The organism is Umezawaea sp. (assembly GCF_036375055.1).
In the GTDB taxonomy this organism is placed as follows: Bacteria; Actinomycetota; Actinomycetes; order Mycobacteriales; family Pseudonocardiaceae; genus Umezawaea.
On record NZ_DASUSQ010000006.1, the window covers coordinates 96,503 to 111,706 of the forward strand.

Genomic DNA, 15,204 nt, shown 5'->3' on the forward strand with positions numbered 1-15,204 from the left:
CGGTCGGTGCGCCCCGCGGCGCACCGGCCGGCCACCGCACTCGGGAAAGGTGCAGCATGTTTCGACGTTTGATCGCCGGTGTGGCGACCGCCCTGGTGGGGGCGTCGCTGATCGCCGTCGTCCCGGCCTCTGCGGTGACCACCGGACCCGTTCAGGCCCAGGAGCAGGTGCTGACCTGGACCGCGGACAACGACGTCACGCGGTACAGGTCGGCACCGACCACGGCCGTGGCGGGCGTGACGAAGATCGTCTGGGAGAACAGCGAGGCCACCGGCAACACCACGGGCATGCCGCACACCCTCACCTTCGACACCTCGACCCCCGGCTACAACCACGACGTCGACCTGAACGTGCTGGCCAACCCGTTCGACACGCAGAACGGCAAGCACGAGGCCACCATCACGCTCACCCCCGGCAAGTACCGCTACTTCTGCGCGATCCCCGGCCACGGGTCGATGGTCGGCGAGTTCACCGTCACCGAGGGCGGCGCCGACACGACCCCGCCGACGGTGGGCGCGGAGGTCACCGGTCCGAAGAACGCCGCGGGCGACTACCTCGGCACCGCGACGGTCACCGTGAACGCCTCCGACGCCGGGTCCGGCGTGGGGCTCGTCGAGCACGAGGTCGACGGCGCCGGTTTCACCCCCTACACCGAGCCGGTGCGCGTCACCGCGGTCGGCGAGCACGCCGTCCGGTTCCGGGCGACCGACCGCGCGGGCAACACCTCCGAGATCGGGTCGGTGTCGTTCCGCGTCGTCGAACCACCGTCGGACACGACTCCGCCGGTGGTGTCGGGGGAGGTGTCGGGGACGAGGGACGCGAGCGGTGCGTACGTGGGCAGGGCGACGGTGACGGTGGCGGCGTCCGATGTCGGGTCTGGTGTGGAGTTGACGGAGTACCAGGTGGATTCCGGTTCCTGGGTGGTGTACACGGTGCCGGTGGAGGTGTCGGCGGTCGGGTCGCACATGGTGCACTTCCGGGCGACCGACCGGGCGGGGAACGTGTCGCCGGAGGGGATGGTCGGGTTCACCGTCGTCGCGGCACCACCGGTCGACACCACGCCCCCGACGACGTCCGCGTCGCTCGCGGGAACCACGAACCCGAGCGGTCACTACGTCGGCAGGGCGACGGTGACGATCACCGCGACGGACGCCCAGTCCGGGGTGGCGCTCGTCGAGCACTCGCTCGACGGCGGCGACTGGACGCGGTACTCGGCCCCGGTCGCCGTGACCGCGGTCGGCGCGCACACCGTGCGGTACCGGGCCACCGACCAGGCGGGCAACACGGCCGCGACGCGGGAGGTGTCCTTCACGGTCGTCGCGGCGGGCGGCGACGCCTGCCCCGACTCCGACGAACGACCGACCGTGGTCATCGGGCAGGACGACACCGGCGTCCCGAACGTCGACACCGGCGACGGCTGCACCATCAGCGACCTCGTCGACCAGCACCGCGACTACCCGGACCACGGGGCGTTCGTCCGGCACGTCGAACAGGTCACCGACGGCCTCGTGGCGAGCAGCGCACTGACCCGCAGGCAGCAGGGCGTCATCGTGCGCGCGGCCTCGCGATCCGACATCGGCAAGTAGCTTCGCAGAGCAGGGAGAACTCAGATGGCTACACGGACCGCACCCACGCTCGCGATCTTGAGCGCCATCCTCACCGCCTCGGTGGTGTGCACGGCCCAGAGCGCGAGCGCGGACCTGGTGACGTACTGCGTGGGCAGCGGCGGGGCCGTCACGGTCCCGAACGACCTGTTCGTGCCGGAGGGCCAGTCGTGCTCGCTGCGGGGCACCACCATCACCGGTGACGTGCGCGTGGCGGCGGGCGGCAACCTCGTGGTCAACGGCGGCACGGTCAACGGCGCGGTCGCCGTCGCGGCCAACGGCTACCTCGACGCGACCGACAGCCGGATCGACGGCGCCGTCACCCTGGCGGCGGGCGGCTTCGGCGTCTTCCTGAAGAACACCGACACCGGCGGGGTGGTGGTGCAGCCGAAGGGCTCGGCCACCGTCGAGGGCTTCCTGTTCGCCGAGCAGGGGTCCAAGGTCGACGGCGCGGTCACCGCGGGCGTCGGCGAGGTCTCCGTGACCGACAGCGAGGTCACGGGCGGCGTCAGCACCAACGGCGCGTACTTCACCGACCTGCACGGGACCTTCGTGGACGGAACGCTGTCCGTGCTCAACAACGCCACCGGCAGCGTGGTGTGCGGCAGCGCGGTCCAGGGCAGGGCCACGTTCGCGGGCAACGTCGGCGGCGTGCAGCTCGGCCCGAACGGCGGGCTCGACTCCTGCGCGTCGGGCGGCTACTTCGCCAGGGACGTCGCTATCTCCAACACCACCGGGGGCCGCACGACGCTGGACGACAACGTGGTCAACGGTTCGCTCACGCTGACCGCGAACAACCCGGTGGCCGAGGTGGCGGACAACAACAGGGTCCGCAACGGGATCGTCGGCGACCGGACCGGCCCGTCGGCGGGCAAGGCCGACGCCACCGAGCGGACCAGGGGCACCGCCCGCCAGCGCGCCGAGGACCGGCTCGCCCAGGTGGGGACCTCCGTCGCCGCGAAGGGCACCGCCCGGCTGTGAGGTTCCGCTCGACACCGGAGGCCCGTGCGGTGACCCGCACGGGCCTCCGGCTCGTCCGCGGTCGGTTATCTTAGTGGTGCCGTCCGCGCCGGACAACCCCTCATCAACCCCTGTTCCCCTCCCCAGCAACGGTTTTAGGGGTGTCACGCGCACCGGGCATGCGGTTGTCTGGATCTCCGAACAGGAGGAGAGGTGCACGTGGTGTCCCGCGTTCTCGCGATTTCCGGCTCCCTGCGCGACGGCTCGTACAACAGCGCGCTGCTGCGCGCACTGCCCGCGCTGGCCCCGGAGGGGCTGGAGTTCGAGGTCTTCGACGGGCTCGGCGACCTGCCGCTGTACGACGCGGACCTCGACGTCGAGCCCGCGCCGCCCGCCGTGGCGCGGCTGAGGGACGCCGTCCGCGCCGCCGACGGGATCGTGCTCGCCACCCCGGAGTACCTGCACGGGCTGCCGGGCGTGGTGAAGAACGCGCTGGACTGGGCGTCGCGGCCGGTCGCCGATCCGCCGCTGTGCGGCAAGGGCGTCGTCGTCCTGGTCGCCACGACCGGGCGGGCCTTCGGGTTCCGCGCCCTCGCCGAGGCGACCCAGGTGTTCGTCCACCTGCGCAACACGGTGATCCCGGCTCCCGAGGTCGTCGTCAACGCGGCGCACGACGTGCTCGTGACCGAGCCGGACGGGACCGTGCGCATCACCGACCCGGTCGCGGTGAAGCTCCTCCGGATCCAGCTGAACATGTTGGCCGACGTGCTGTCGGCGAAAGCGGCGGGAGTGGTGTCGGAGTCGCTGCGGGTGCACGCCGCCGACATGTTCGCCGAAGCGGCCGCGGCGCGTGCCGCGGCGTCCGCCGGATGACCGGTCCCGGTTCTCCCGGCGGATCGTCCACTGGGGAAGGTGTTCCATGAACTGGTCACGTGGTGGTGCCCACCTGCTCGCGGCTCTCGCGCTCACGTCGGTGGTCGGGACGGCCCCCGTCGCGTCGGCGGCGCCGAGCACGGGTGCGGGCACCGCGGTCGTCCCGTACTCCTGCGGTGACGACCCGAACTCCACCGTCGGCAACTTCGACGTGCGCTTCGAGGTGTCCGTGGTGGCGCCGAGGCTGGTGCGGCGGCACGACGTCGTCGACCTGGACGTCAGCATGACCCTGCTCGACCTGGGGCCTGCCCACATCGACGTCCCGGCCAACGGCCTGCGGCTCACCCACACCGTGGGCGTCGGGGGCACGGCACCCGGCTCGGTCGAGGTGACCGGGCTGACGAACGTGGAGGCGGTGCCCGCGGACAACCCGATCCCGTTCACCGGCGGTGTCGGCTCGCTGGCGACCGACCGCCCCGGCTTCCTGACGTTCACGCCGGGGTACGTGGTGATGTCGAACTGGGTCGGCGGGCACACCTACTGCCTGACGGACAGCACGCAGGTGGTCGCGAGGACGCTCGTCCTCTGACCGCGGGGAACGGGTGGGGCGCCGGGGGACCGGTGCCCCACCCGTTCGCGCGTCACGACCGGACGGAGTCGCGCGCCTTCGACAGGCCCACGCCGATGGTGCCGGGGTTGAAGCCGATCCCGACGCTCACCACCGCGAGCACGAGCACGTACTCGATGCCGTTCTTGCCCGCGAAGAAGCCGTTCTCGGCGTGCACGAACACCAGCGCGCCGACGGTCACCAGCGCGAACAGCACGCCGACCACCGGGGTGGCGTAGCCGACGATGAACGCGACGCCGCCGATGATCTCCACCAGGAGGGCGAACCACACCGACACGGTCGGCAGCGGGACGCCGTAGGTGGCGAACCCGTCGATGCTCGCCTCCAGGTTGGTGGCCTTGATCAGGCCGTGCAGGATGAATATCGCTCCGACGAGCACGCGGCTGATCAGCATTGTCAGGTTGCGAGCGCGATCCATGATTCTTCCTTTGTTCACTAGGGGGTGTCCGGGGTCTTTAGGGGTTGGGGTTGAGACGAGCGTCACGCTAGTTTCGGCACGTCGATTGATTCGCGGTGGGAAGAGGGTGGGTTGTGGACGGGGAAATCACCGAGATGTGGCGCGCGATCGATCTGCTCAAATCCAGGATCGACGTGCTGGAGAACGGCGACCGGACCGCGCCCGCGCCGCGCCGGGCGGTCGAGCAGGACGTGGTGTTCGTCCCGGACGACCCGTACGACCACGCGCTCTGGCACGGCGCGGACGACGAGGGGATCGGCGGCCACAAGCGCCACGCGTGAGCCCGGCCGCGTGGGTCAGCGGTCGGGTGACAGGTCCGCCCGACCGAGGTCGCGCAGGACCGCGGTGGTGGCCAGGTGCAGCCGCCGCGCGTCGGCCGGGTCGTAGCACCGGGCGAACGCGCGCGAGGCCAGGTCGACGCGCTTGTGCGCGCGGAACGCGCTGAGCGGCTCGGGCGGCGGGTTCTCCAGCCGGTGCAGCAGCGGCACGACGCCCTTCTCCAGCGACGTGCCGAGCACGGTGACGAGCGTGACCGCCAGCGCCTTCCACGGCTGCGGCAGCCCGCGCTGGAGGTTCGTCCGCACGAAGTCGGGGTTGTAGAGCACGCACCGCACGCCCTCCGCGCGCTCCGCGAACGCGACGCCCAGCAGGTCGCTCGCCCGGCTGGCCTGCATCAACGCCTTGAAGCCACCCCTGGTCCGCTCGAAGGCCAGGTCGTCCCAGTTGATCGAGCCGATGGGCGTGCCCGTGCCGCACACGTTCATCACGACCGGGTCGTCGCTCGCGCGGAGCAGGTCGAGCAGGCCGTGGCTGAGCACGAAGCGGCTCAGGTAGGACAGGGCGAAGTTCTCCTCCACGCCCTCGGCGGTGCGCACGGGCCTGGTCCGGTAGTGCTGCGCGCAGAGCACGAGCCGGTCCAGCCGGTCGAGCCGGGACCGCACCTCGTCCAGCACGCGGCCGTTCTCGGCCACGAGGCGGAGGTCGGCGCGCAGGAACGCCGCGCGGTCGGCGGCACCGAGGTCCGCCGCCCGCGCGAGGAAGTCGTTCCCCTTTTCCGGGGTGTTGCCGATGACGAGGACCGAGTGGCCTTTTCGGAGGCTGTCCAATGCGACGGCGCGGCCGATACCGTCGGTTCCGCCCGTGATCAGGACGTTGTTCATCGGCCCTCCGGTGCGGTTGGGTGGTGAATAGTTGGGAATGCCCGGAGCGTAGAGGCGGGCCTCTCGGCAGGGGGACCCCTAAACGACCCCTATTTCGAACCCCTGTCTTGCGGAATAGGGGCCGGGGGAAATGGTGTTCCGGCCATAGCCTTTCGGGGTGATTTCCGCTGAACCGCCCGTTCCGGGGGCACGCCGGTGAGCCGCCTGGTGCTGCTCGTGGACGACCCCTCCTCCTGGGAGGGCGTCGCCGAACGCCTGCGCGACCGCCACGACGTGGCCGTGGTGACCGAACCGCCGACGACCGGGGGTCCGGTGCACCTCGTGGCGCACGGCCGGAGGTCGGTGGCCGTCGCCGCCCGCGCCCGCGACGTGGTGTCGCTGACCGTCGTGTCCGGCAGGCGGCCCGCCTCCGACGTGCCGGTGCAGTGGATCAGGCCCGTCCGCCGCCGCGCGGTGCTCCCGACTCCGTTCGACGGCGCGGGCCGCCAGTGGCGCCGGTCGGTCGTCGCCGGGGCGGACGTCCCGCGCAGCCACGCGGCCGTCCTCGCCAGGATGGTGGGGGAGTTCGTCGACGAGGTGAACGGCGACGCGGTGAGCCCCGAGCTGCGGCGGGCCGCGGTGGGCGCGAAGCTCGTGCTGGTCACCGGAGCCGGCAGCGGCATCGGGCGGGCCACCGCGCTGGCGTACGCCGCGGACGGCGCCGACGTGCTGGTGGCCGACCTCGACCTGGCCGCCGCCGAGGGGACCGCCGAGCTGGCGCGGGCGCACGGCGTGACCGCGGCGGCCTACCGCGTCGACGTCTCCGACTCGGCGGCCGTCGACGAGGTGGCGGCGCGGGTGGTGGCCGAGCACGGCGTGCCGGACGTCGTGATGGCCAACGCGGGCATAGCCGTCATCGGCGGCTTCCTGGCCGTCACCGAGCAGGAGTGGCGCCGGGTGGTGGGCGTGAACCTGTGGGGCGTGATCAACACGTTCCGCGCGTTCGTGCCGCACCTGGTGGAGCGCGGGTCCGGCGGCCACCTGCTGGTGACGTCCTCGATGGCGAGCTTCTTCCACACGCGCGGGCAATCCGCCTACGCCACCACGAAGGCCGGTGCCGTCACGCTGGCCCGCAGCCTGTGCGCGGAGCTGTCCGGGCACGGCATCGGCGTGACCGCGATCGTGCCGGGGTTCGTCCGCACGAACATCGCCGCGTCGGCCCGGTTCGCGGGCGCCGACGAGACCGAGGAGGCGCGGCGGCGCGACGAGGCGGTCCAGATCGCCGGGAAGCGGGCCGCGCCACCGGAGCAGGTCGCCGCCACGGTCCTGCGCGCGGTGTCCCGCAACAGGTTCTTCGTGCCCGCGACGCGCGAGGCCCGGTTGCTGGCCGCGCTCAACCGGGTCGCGCCGGGCCTGCTGTTCGCCATCGCGCGGCGGATGGACCTGGGTTAGCCGCCCGCGGCCGGGTCGCCCTGGACGGAGGTCGGTGCGCGGTCGCCGCCGCCGCGCAGGGCGTAGAAGCCCGCCGCCGCCGTGCCCAGACAGAGGGCGAGGGCGCTGAGGCCGAGCGACCAGTGCACGCCGACCGCGGCCCCGAGGAGGCCCACGGTGAAGCCGCTGCCCGCCCTCAGCCCGCCGGACGACATGCCGTACAGGCCGATCACCCTGCCGCGGTCGGCGGGCGGGGCGAGGAGCTGCACTACGGTCTGGCCGATCGACATCGACGCCATGTTCGCCACGCCGCCGACCAGCAGCATCAGCAGCGCCACCGGGTAGCTGGTGGTGAAGGCGAAGAACAGGCTGCTCAGACCGTAGACCCCGGTGCTGAGGACGGCCGCCTTGACGTTGGGTGTGATCCGGCCGGTGGCCTCCAGCAGGATGCCGCCGACGACACCGCCGACCCCGTTGGCGAACAGCAGCACGCCGTAGGTGAGGCCCGCGCCGCCCGTGCCGAGGTCGTGGGCGAAGATCGGCATGGCCGACTGGAGCGAGGCGCCCACGAAGAACGAGCCGAGCCCCGCCAGCACGATCATGCTGACCAGCGTCCGGTTCGACCGGACGTCGCGGAACACGCGGATCGAGTCGACGACGCCCAGCCGGGGCCGGGGCACGCCCTCGTTGCGGGTGTGGCCGGTGAACCTGGTGCGGAACAGGAAGAGCGTGAGCGGCAGGTAGAAGGCGACGTTGGCGAAGATGCCCGCGGTGGGCCCGAGGAGCAGCAGCAGCGCCGAGCCGACGACCGGTCCGAACAGGACGCCGAGGCTGCGGAACGTGGCGTTGAGGCGGATGGCGCTGGGCAGCTCGTCGTGCTCGACGAAGTCGTGCAGCAGGAGCTGCTCGCCAGGGCCCCACAGGGCGCCCGCGCAGCCGTGCAGGACCAGCAGCACGCAGGCGTGCCAGACCTGGAGCGTGTCGGTGAGGAACAGCACGCCCCACGCGACCGACACGGCCATGAACAGCACCTGCGCGGCCTGGATGATCCGGCGGCAGTCGAAGCGGTCGGCCAGCGAGCCGAAGTAGACCGAGAAGAACAGGAACGGGAGCCAGTGGCTGATCACCTGGAAGCCGCTGAGCGCGGGGGAGTGGAACTTCTCCCACAGCACCCAGTACGTGATGACGTGCTCGATGTTGTCGGCCATCATCGCCAGGCCCGCGCCGAACAGGTACGGGCGGCAGTCGCGGTTGCGCAGGGCGGCGAACTTGCGCGGCCCCGCGGGCGGTTCGGCGACGTGGGTGGGGACTCCGCACGCGGCGCACATGGGTGGCGGTCTCCTCGGGGTGGTGGTGCCTCGGGTCGGGGGCCCGTGCCAGGCCAGATACGAGGCAGCGTGTCCCGCAATGGACGATATCAAGTCGTCGGGGATCGGATCTCACGTTCCCGGAAGCCCGAGCGTCTACGAGAGGTGAGCGTGAGGCCGTTCGAACAGGTCGTGGACACCTACGGACCGGTGGTCCTGCGGGTGTGCCGCGCCGTCGTCGGGCCGGTGGACGCGGAGGACGCCTGGTCCGAGACGTTCCTGTCCGCGCTGAAGGCCTACCCGGCCCTGCCCGCGGACGCGAACGTGGAGGCGTGGCTCGTCACGATCGCGCACCGCAAGGCGGTCGACGTCACACGGGCGCGAGCCCGCCGCGCGGTGCCGGTCGAGGAGCCGCCGGAGGCGGCCGTCCGGTCGGGCAGGCCGGAGGACTGGGACGGCGACCTGTGGAACGCGCTGGCGAAGCTGCCGGACAAGCAGCGGGCGGCGGTCGTCTACCACCACCTCGTGGGCCTGCCGTACCAGGAGGTCGCCGAGATCGTGGGCGGCTCGACCGACGCCGCCCGCCGCGCCGCCGCCGACGGGATGAAGGCCCTGCGCGCCACCTACCTGGAAGGAGCACCGGCATGACGGACGTCTTCGAGACCCTGCCCGTCGTCGACGAGGCCGCGGACGCCCGCCTGCGGGCCCGCCTCGTCGCGGCGGCCGAGCGGGACGGGCTGCTGGACGTGGCCTACCGCACGGTCGACTCGCCGATCGGCGCGCTGCTGCTCGCCGCCACCGAGGAGGGACTGGTCCGGGTCGCCTTCGAGCGCGAGGACCGGGACGCCGTGCTCGCGTCGCTGGCCGACGCGGTCAGCCCGCGCGTCCTCGCCGCCCCGGCGCGCCTGGACCCGGTCGCGCGCCAGCTCGACGAGTACTTCACCGGAGGGCGCCGCGCGTTCGACGTCCCGCTCGACCTCCGGCTGGCCAAGGGCTTCCGGCGGGCCGTGCTCGCGCACCTCGCCGAGATCCCCTACGGGCGGACCGAGAGCTACGCCGAGGTGGCCGCCGCGGCGGGCAGCCCGAAGGCCGTGCGCGCCGTCGGCACCGCGTGCGCGACCAACCCCCTGCCGCTGGTCCTCCCGTGCCACCGGGTGGTGCGCTCGGACGGCTCGTCCGGCAACTACCGCGGCGGCGAGGACGCCAAGCGGACCCTGCTGACCCTGGAGGCGGCGTGACCGGCGTGCGGCACACCACCACCGCGTCCCCGGTCGGCGACCTGACGCTCGTGGCGGACGGCGACGCCCTGGTCGGGCTCTACTTCGACGGCCACCGGCGCACGCCGAGGCTGACCGACCTCGGGCCGCGCACCGACGACGGCTTCGACGAGGTGGTGCGGCAGCTGGGGGAGTACTTCGACGGCGAGCGCACGGAGTTCGACCTCCCCCTCGCGCCGCGCGGCTCCGCGTTCGAGCGCCGCGTGTGGGCGCTGCTCACCACGATCCCGCACGGCGAGACCCGCACCTACGGCCAGTTGGCCGTGGAACTCGGCGAACCCGGTTCCGCGCAGGCCGTCGGGAACGCCAACGGCTGGAACCCGATCAGCATCGTCGTGCCGTGCCACCGGGTGGTCGGGGCGAGCGGGAGCCTGACCGGGTACGCGGGTGGGCTGGAGCGCAAGCGGTTCCTGCTGACCCTGGAGGAGCCGCCCGCCGAGGCCGAAGGTCGACTGTTCTGATCCTCGCGGGGGTCGCACCCGCCTGCCGCGGTGCTGCTCGCCGTCCACCCGGCCCTGCCCGGCCGATCGCCCACTCCGGATGGTGTCGTGACGGGTTCCGGCAGGTGTGAGCCGAAGGCACGCGACCGCACCGTCGCGGTCGAGTGCCTCTCGGGTGCGCCTCCGCGCCGGTCGGCTCCATCCGGGTGAACCCCGCGGACTTCGCGCACCGCACGATCCGTTCCACGCGAACATGCCCTCCGACCTGACCGAGGAGGCTCTTGTGGCGCGCCAGGACGGCATGGTGCTGGGGGAGGTCGAGGCCTGCCTCAAGCGGTTGGTGGGGGAGCACGAGTTCGTCACCGAGATCGGGCGGTTGAAGTTGAAGCCGTCGCACGTCGTGGCAGCGGTGTCCAAGGAGCGCCCCGTGATGGCGGGCGCGCGCCGGGCGTTCGAGTCGGTCGCCGGGCTGGAGGAGGACATCGACGTCCACCGGAATTCCAAGCCGAGGTGGTGGCCACCGGTCTGGAAGCCGACCCCGGCCGAGTGGCGCTGCATGATCGCCATGGTGGGCGTCCCGGCCTGCTGGTTCGCCCTGCTCCTGTCGTTCGGCGCCCACCTCCCCGCGCCGGTGGTGGTCCTGTCGCTGCTGATCGTGCTCCCCGGCTCCATCGGCTGCGCGCTGTTCGGCTTGCCGGTGGAGTTCTGGCACAGGCTGCTGTGGGCGGCGGTGCTGGTGCGGCTGGCGGTGCGCGTGCCGACCCACCGCTGGGACCAGCGCCAGGAGTTGCGCGACGAGGTGCTCCGACCCGCACTCCGGAAGTGGCTCGGCGCGCAGACGACGCCGTCGTTCGACCTGGTGCTGGAACTGCGCGACGCGGACGGCCTCTCCCTGCCCGCCGGCGAGGGGCCGCTGGTGCGGACCTCGGCGGTCGACGAGTGCGCCCGCGAGGTCAACCGCAGGCTGCCGGGGGCGGTGGGACTCGCGGGCGCTCGCGGGGCGGGGAAGAGCACGATCATCAAGCGGGCGGTGGGGAACGAGTTCACCGACTCGGACTCGGCGCCGATGCTGGGGGTGCTGACCAGCGCCCCGGTGCGCTACGACGCGCGCGACTTCGTGCTCCACCTGCACGCCTGCGTCTGCCGTGCCGTGCTCGACTTCCTCGCGCACCCCGGCGACCGCACCGGTTCGGAGACCCGGCACGAGTGGGCGCGCCTGCACCGGCGGTACCTGTTCCGGCGACGGGCCGCGGACGTGTCGAAGGCGGTCCACTGGGCGGCGGCGTGGCTGCTCATGGCACTCGGGTTCGCCGGACTGGCGTGGGGGTGGGACGGCGGTGTCCCGGCTCTCGTCCGGGAGGCCGCCGAGTTCACCGATCAGCTGTGGGCCAACGCCCAGGGGGTCGTCGAGAACCGGGACCTGCGCGGTGGCGCGGCGGTGCTCGCGCTGTTCTTCGCGCTCCGGGGAGCGTGGGGACTGGCGTGGGTGGTGCTGAGGCCGCTGCTCAACGCCCTCCCGCGGTTGGTCGCGCGACAGCGTTCGCCCACCGGGCGCGGACCCGCTCGCGCGGCCCTGGAGGTGGTCGCGCGCCAGCACCTGAGGACGATCAGGTTCCTCCAGACCCACACGTCCGGGTGGTCCGGGAAGGTCAGCGCTCCGATCGGGTCGGAACTGGGGTGGACCCGGTCGCTGGCGAAGGCGGAGCAGCCCTGGACCCACCCCGAGGTGGTGGGTCGCCTGCGGGACTTCCTCGACCTCGTGGTCGACGTGCTCGCCGTCGGGATGGGGGAGTTGAGCGGGATCGTGGTGGCGATCGACGAACTGGACAAGATCGCCGACCCGGAGGAGGCGCAGCGGTTCCTCAACGAGATCAAGGGCGTCTTCGGCGTCCGCCACTGCCTGTTCCTCGTCTCCGTGTCGGACGACGCGCTCACGGCGTTCGAACGCCGCGGCATCCCCGCTCGCGACGCCTTCGACAGCGCCTTCACGACGATGGTCCACGTTCGGCCCTTCACCCTCGCCGAGTCCCGCGACTGGCTGGCCCAGCGTGCGCTCGGCATCCCGGAACCCTTCGTGTGGTTGTGCCACTGCATGTCCGCGGGATCGCCGCGCGACCTCGGCCGGACCGCCATCGCCCTCCACGACCTCCACGAGCGGCACACCGGCGAACTGCTCCTCGCCGACGTGACGCGGGCACTGGTGCGCCAGGACCTCGACCTCAAGCTCCGAGCGTTCACGCACTCCGCGAGGCGGACCGCTCGATCGGACACCGACCCCCCGGACCAGCCGCAATCGCTGATCAGGGCGTTGCGGGACGCGACGACCGCGGACGTGGCCCGGCTGCTCCCGCTCGCCGAGGACGTCTGGCGGTCGTCGCGGAGCACCCCGCCCACACCGCTGGCCGAGCTGTGCGCCGAGGTGGCGTGCTACCTGCTGTTCTGCCAGGTGCTCACCGAGGTGTTCGGCGGCGACTTCGGCAGGGTGGCGCTCGCGCGGGTCGCCAGGGAACTCGGGGCCGGGGAGTCCGGGGGTGTCGCGGTCGCGCTCGCCGCGGCCCGTCAGCACATGGCGATCGACACGGCCCTCGCGTGGAGCGTCCTCGGCGAGTTCCGGGTCGCGCTGGGCGCCGCCCTGTCCGACCGGAGTGCGTCGTAGAGCGGCGGGTGTGGCCGTTACCTATTGATTTTCGATAGGAAGCCATCGATAATCGATCGCATGAACCGTTTCGCCATCCTCGTGCTGCGGGGCGTCATCCTCTTCGGCGTCCTCGGTGGACTCTTCGGGCAGTTGGTCGTCATCCCCGTGCAGGCGGGCGACCAGGCCGAGCAGCTGCCGGAACTCGCGCCGATGGCCACGCCCTACACGGTGCTCGCGGTCCTGGTGGTCGCGTGCGTGCAGGCGGCGCTGGTCGCGGTGTGGATGCTGCTCGCGATGGTGGAGGCGGACGCGATCTTCACCAGGCGGGCGTTCCTGTGGGTCGACGTGGTGACCTGGGCGGCGGTCGCCGCGACCGCGTTGACCTTCGGCGTCGCGGGGCACCTCTCGACGCTCGACCTGGAGGAGCCCGCGAGCTTCCTGTTCTTCCAGGTGGCCGCGGCCGGGTTCGTCGAGTTCGCGTTCGTCCTGGTGATGGTCGTGATGCGGGGATTGCTGCGGAAGGCGGCGGCGATCGAGGGTGAACTCGCCGAGGTGGTCTGATGGCGATCGTGGTCGACATCGACGTGCTGCTCGCGCGGCGGAAGATGTCCGTCGGGGAGTTCGCCGAGGCCGTCGGCATCACGGTCGCCAACATCGCCGTGCTGAAGAACGGGCGGGCGAAGGCGGTGCGGTTCAGCACGCTCGACGCGATCTGCCGGGTGCTGGAGTGCCAGCCGGGGGAGGTGCTGCGCTGGGTGCCGGACGAGGCGGGGCCGTGACCCCGCCGGAGCGGGGCCACGGGTGCGCCTGGTCGAGCGACGGGGTTCCGGTGGACGGGGTGGTGCCGGAGCAGGTCACCGAGCCGGCGTGCGCGGGCGGCTCGAACCGGACCCCGCGTTCACGCACCGGTGACGATCTCGCGCGGCGTCGCGCTCGCCGTCGGCAGGCTGATCCCCGAGAACGCGAGGACCGGGATCGGCGCCCCCTCGGCGTCCCGCGCTACCCCTCGGCACCGCGGGACGCGACGCCCGCGGGCGCCGAGGGGGCGCGGACGCCGAGTTCGGCGGTCGGCGTCCGGTAGGTCTCCCGTCCCGTGGCCACGGCCACCACGTTGACCAGGCAGAGCACGGCGGTGAACACCGCCACGCCGACCCAGTTCGCGCTCTTGTCGCCCGCGATGGCCGCGGCGATGGAGGGCGTGAACCCGGCGACGGCGAACCCGATCTGGGTGCCGATCGCCATGCCGGAGAGCCTGACCTCGGCGGTGAACATCTCGCCGTAGAACGACGGCCAGACGGCGTTCGTCGCGCTGTAGACGACGCCGAACAGCAGGATGCCGACGAGGAAGACGAGCGTGTAGTCGGCGGAGGAGATCGCGCCCAGGTAGGCGAACATCAGGACGGCGCAGCCGAGTGAGCCGCCGATGAACACCGGCTTGCGGCCGACGCGGTCGGCGAGCCTCGCCCACAGCGGGATGGCGGCCAGCGCCACGACGTTCGCGAGCACACCGACCCACAGCATCGGCGTCCGGTCCAGCCCGGCGGAGTTGACCGCGTACGACAGGGCGTAGACGGTGAAGATGGTGCTGACGGAGGCGATGACGGCCGCCGCGACCACCCGCAGCACGTCCGCCCAGTGGTCGCGGAACAGGATGGTGATCGGCAGCTTGGTGGGAGCCCTGCCCGCGATCTCCTGCTCGAAGACCGGTGTCTCGTCGAGCTTGCGGCGGATCACGAAGCCGACGACGACCACGATCGCGCTGAGCCAGAACGGGAGCCGCCAGCCCCACGACAGCAGGTCCTCCTGGGGGAGCACGGCGATCGGCAGGAACACGGCGGTGGCGAGGATCTGCCCGGCCTGGGTGCCGCTGAGCGTGAAGCTCGTGTAGTAGGCGCGCCTGTCGTCCGGGGCGTGCTCCAGGCTCATCGAGTTCGCGCCCGCCTGCTCGCCCGCGGCGGACAACCCCTGGAGCAGTCGGGTGATGACCAGCAGCACCGGCGCGGCCACGCCGATGTCGTCGTAGGTCGGCAGGCAGCCGATGAGGAACGTCGAGAACCCCATCAGCAGCAGCGTGAACACCAGCACGCGCTTGCGGCCGAAGCGGTCGCCGACGTGCCCGAGGACCACGGCGCCGACCGGTCGGGCGAGGTAGCCGACGCCGAAGGTCGCCAGCGCGAGCAGGGTTCCGGTGGCGGGGCTCGACGTCGGGAAGAAGATCTTGCCGAAGACCAGCGCCGCCGCTGTGCCGTAGATGAAGAAGTCGTAGTACTCCAGCGCGCTCCCGATCCACGCGGCGAGAGCGGCCTTGCGGGGTTTGCCGGGTGTGGGCGTGGGACCGGCGGGGTGTGCGGCCACGTTGGGCTCCTCTGTGGTGCTCCGTTGCAGAACAGGGACCGGCTACGTACGTACTAGATAGTTAATAGCGGAGATGGTGAGGACTCGGCCGTGCC

Annotated in this window: 16 protein-coding genes; 12 read left to right on the forward strand and 4 right to left on the reverse strand. The window is 72.2% G+C overall.

The features are described 5' to 3' along the window. Positions 1 to 56: 56 nt before the first annotated feature. The 4 genes from VFZ92_RS02035 to VFZ92_RS02050 all read left to right on the forward strand — a co-directional run bounded on the left by VFZ92_RS02035 (position 57) and on the right by VFZ92_RS02050 (position 4,026). Positions 57 to 1,586: an OmpL47-type beta-barrel domain-containing protein gene (locus tag VFZ92_RS02035; RefSeq protein WP_330873921.1), complete on the forward strand. Its 1,530-nt coding sequence runs from the start codon at positions 57 to 59 to the stop codon at positions 1,584 to 1,586. 24 nt (positions 1,587 to 1,610) lie between these two features. After that, positions 1,611 to 2,585, forward strand: coding sequence for a hypothetical protein (locus VFZ92_RS02040; protein ID WP_330873922.1), 975 nt, complete (start codon positions 1,611 to 1,613; stop codon positions 2,583 to 2,585). A 201-nt stretch (positions 2,586 to 2,786) separates the two neighbouring features. Continuing rightward, positions 2,787 to 3,437 carry an NAD(P)H-dependent oxidoreductase gene (locus VFZ92_RS02045; RefSeq protein ID WP_330873923.1) on the forward strand — a complete coding sequence of 217 codons (651 nt, stop codon included), beginning with the start codon at positions 2,787 to 2,789 and terminating at the stop codon, positions 3,435 to 3,437. Between the two features lie 46 nt (positions 3,438 to 3,483). Next, positions 3,484 to 4,026: a hypothetical protein gene (locus VFZ92_RS02050; protein ID WP_330873924.1), complete on the forward strand. Its 543-nt coding sequence runs from the start codon at positions 3,484 to 3,486 to the stop codon at positions 4,024 to 4,026. Between the two features lie 52 nt (positions 4,027 to 4,078). Here VFZ92_RS02050 and VFZ92_RS02055 read toward each other — a convergent pair whose 3' ends face one another. Beyond that, complete coding sequence (locus VFZ92_RS02055; RefSeq protein WP_330873925.1) at positions 4,079 to 4,483, reverse strand: DoxX family protein; 405 nt, start codon at positions 4,481 to 4,483, stop codon at positions 4,079 to 4,081. A gap of 113 nt (positions 4,484 to 4,596) precedes the next feature. Here VFZ92_RS02055 and VFZ92_RS02060 point away from each other — a divergent pair, with 113 nt between their 5' ends. Continuing rightward, on the forward strand, positions 4,597 to 4,803 hold the full coding sequence (locus VFZ92_RS02060; protein WP_330873967.1) for a hypothetical protein: 207 nt from the start codon (positions 4,597 to 4,599) through the stop codon (positions 4,801 to 4,803). Between the two features lie 15 nt (positions 4,804 to 4,818). On the opposite strand, the gene VFZ92_RS02065 is transcribed toward VFZ92_RS02060, so the two are convergent. Beyond that, the gene (locus VFZ92_RS02065; RefSeq protein WP_330873926.1) at positions 4,819 to 5,682 is read right to left on the reverse strand and encodes an SDR family NAD(P)-dependent oxidoreductase; all 864 of its coding nucleotides are present in this window, start codon (positions 5,680 to 5,682) and stop codon (positions 4,819 to 4,821) included. Positions 5,683 to 5,877: 195 nt separating this feature from the next. Here VFZ92_RS02065 and VFZ92_RS02070 point away from each other — a divergent pair, with 195 nt between their 5' ends. Then, positions 5,878 to 7,113, forward strand: a complete 1,236-nt coding sequence (locus VFZ92_RS02070) for an SDR family NAD(P)-dependent oxidoreductase (protein WP_330873927.1) — start codon at positions 5,878 to 5,880, stop codon at positions 7,111 to 7,113. Here the strand turns inward: VFZ92_RS02070 and VFZ92_RS02075 are convergent. Then, on the reverse strand, positions 7,110 to 8,420 hold the full coding sequence (locus tag VFZ92_RS02075) for an MFS transporter (protein WP_330873928.1): 1,311 nt from the start codon (positions 8,418 to 8,420) through the stop codon (positions 7,110 to 7,112). The genes VFZ92_RS02070 and VFZ92_RS02075 overlap by 4 nt on opposite strands. Before the next feature lie 144 nt (positions 8,421 to 8,564). Between VFZ92_RS02075 and VFZ92_RS02080 the strand changes: the two genes are divergently transcribed. The 6 genes from VFZ92_RS02080 (at position 8,565) to VFZ92_RS02105 (ending at position 13,533) form a co-directional block, all read left to right on the forward strand. Then, positions 8,565 to 9,047, forward strand: a complete 483-nt coding sequence (locus tag VFZ92_RS02080) for a sigma-70 family RNA polymerase sigma factor (RefSeq protein WP_330873929.1) — start codon at positions 8,565 to 8,567, stop codon at positions 9,045 to 9,047. Beyond that, the gene (locus VFZ92_RS02085) at positions 9,044 to 9,637 is read left to right on the forward strand and encodes a methylated-DNA--[protein]-cysteine S-methyltransferase (RefSeq protein ID WP_330873930.1); all 594 of its coding nucleotides are present in this window, start codon (positions 9,044 to 9,046) and stop codon (positions 9,635 to 9,637) included. Before VFZ92_RS02080 ends, VFZ92_RS02085 begins: the two co-directional genes overlap by 4 nt. After that, complete coding sequence (locus tag VFZ92_RS02090) at positions 9,634 to 10,137, forward strand: methylated-DNA--[protein]-cysteine S-methyltransferase (protein ID WP_330873931.1); 504 nt, start codon at positions 9,634 to 9,636, stop codon at positions 10,135 to 10,137. The genes VFZ92_RS02085 and VFZ92_RS02090 overlap by 4 nt, the downstream gene beginning before the upstream one ends. Before the next feature lie 232 nt (positions 10,138 to 10,369). Continuing rightward, positions 10,370 to 12,772 (forward strand): hypothetical protein, encoded by a 2,403-nt coding sequence (locus tag VFZ92_RS02095; protein WP_330873932.1) that lies wholly within the window; start codon positions 10,370 to 10,372, stop codon positions 12,770 to 12,772. Between the two features lie 60 nt (positions 12,773 to 12,832). Continuing rightward, positions 12,833 to 13,315, forward strand: coding sequence for a DUF2975 domain-containing protein (locus VFZ92_RS02100; RefSeq protein WP_330873933.1), 483 nt, complete (start codon positions 12,833 to 12,835; stop codon positions 13,313 to 13,315). Next, positions 13,315 to 13,533 carry a helix-turn-helix transcriptional regulator gene (locus VFZ92_RS02105; protein ID WP_330873934.1) on the forward strand — a complete coding sequence of 73 codons (219 nt, stop codon included), beginning with the start codon at positions 13,315 to 13,317 and terminating at the stop codon, positions 13,531 to 13,533. The genes VFZ92_RS02100 and VFZ92_RS02105 overlap by 1 nt, the downstream gene beginning before the upstream one ends. 220 nt (positions 13,534 to 13,753) lie before the next feature. On the opposite strand, the gene VFZ92_RS02110 is transcribed toward VFZ92_RS02105, so the two are convergent. After that, positions 13,754 to 15,109, reverse strand: coding sequence for an MFS transporter (locus VFZ92_RS02110; RefSeq protein WP_330873935.1), 1,356 nt, complete (start codon positions 15,107 to 15,109; stop codon positions 13,754 to 13,756). Positions 15,110 to 15,204: the final 95 nt, after the last annotated feature.

Coding starts and splice junctions, on each gene's coding strand:
- VFZ92_RS02040 (WP_330873922.1), top strand. CDS start 1,611: ATGGCTACACGGACCGCACCCACGCTCGCGATCTTGAGCGCCATCCTC.
- VFZ92_RS02100 (WP_330873933.1), top strand. CDS start 12,833: ATGAACCGTTTCGCCATCCTCGTGCTGCGGGGCGTCATCCTCTTCGGC.
- VFZ92_RS02075 (WP_330873928.1), bottom strand. CDS start 8,420: ATGTGCGCCGCGTGCGGAGTCCCCACCCACGTCGCCGAACCGCCCGCG.
- VFZ92_RS02035 (WP_330873921.1), top strand. CDS start 57: ATGTTTCGACGTTTGATCGCCGGTGTGGCGACCGCCCTGGTGGGGGCG.
- VFZ92_RS02055 (WP_330873925.1), bottom strand. CDS start 4,483: ATGGATCGCGCTCGCAACCTGACAATGCTGATCAGCCGCGTGCTCGTC.
- VFZ92_RS02065 (WP_330873926.1), bottom strand. CDS start 5,682: ATGAACAACGTCCTGATCACGGGCGGAACCGACGGTATCGGCCGCGCC.
- VFZ92_RS02095 (WP_330873932.1), top strand. CDS start 10,370: ATGCCCTCCGACCTGACCGAGGAGGCTCTTGTGGCGCGCCAGGACGGC.
- VFZ92_RS02085 (WP_330873930.1), top strand. CDS start 9,044: ATGACGGACGTCTTCGAGACCCTGCCCGTCGTCGACGAGGCCGCGGAC.
- VFZ92_RS02105 (WP_330873934.1), top strand. CDS start 13,315: ATGGCGATCGTGGTCGACATCGACGTGCTGCTCGCGCGGCGGAAGATG.
- VFZ92_RS02050 (WP_330873924.1), top strand. CDS start 3,484: ATGAACTGGTCACGTGGTGGTGCCCACCTGCTCGCGGCTCTCGCGCTC.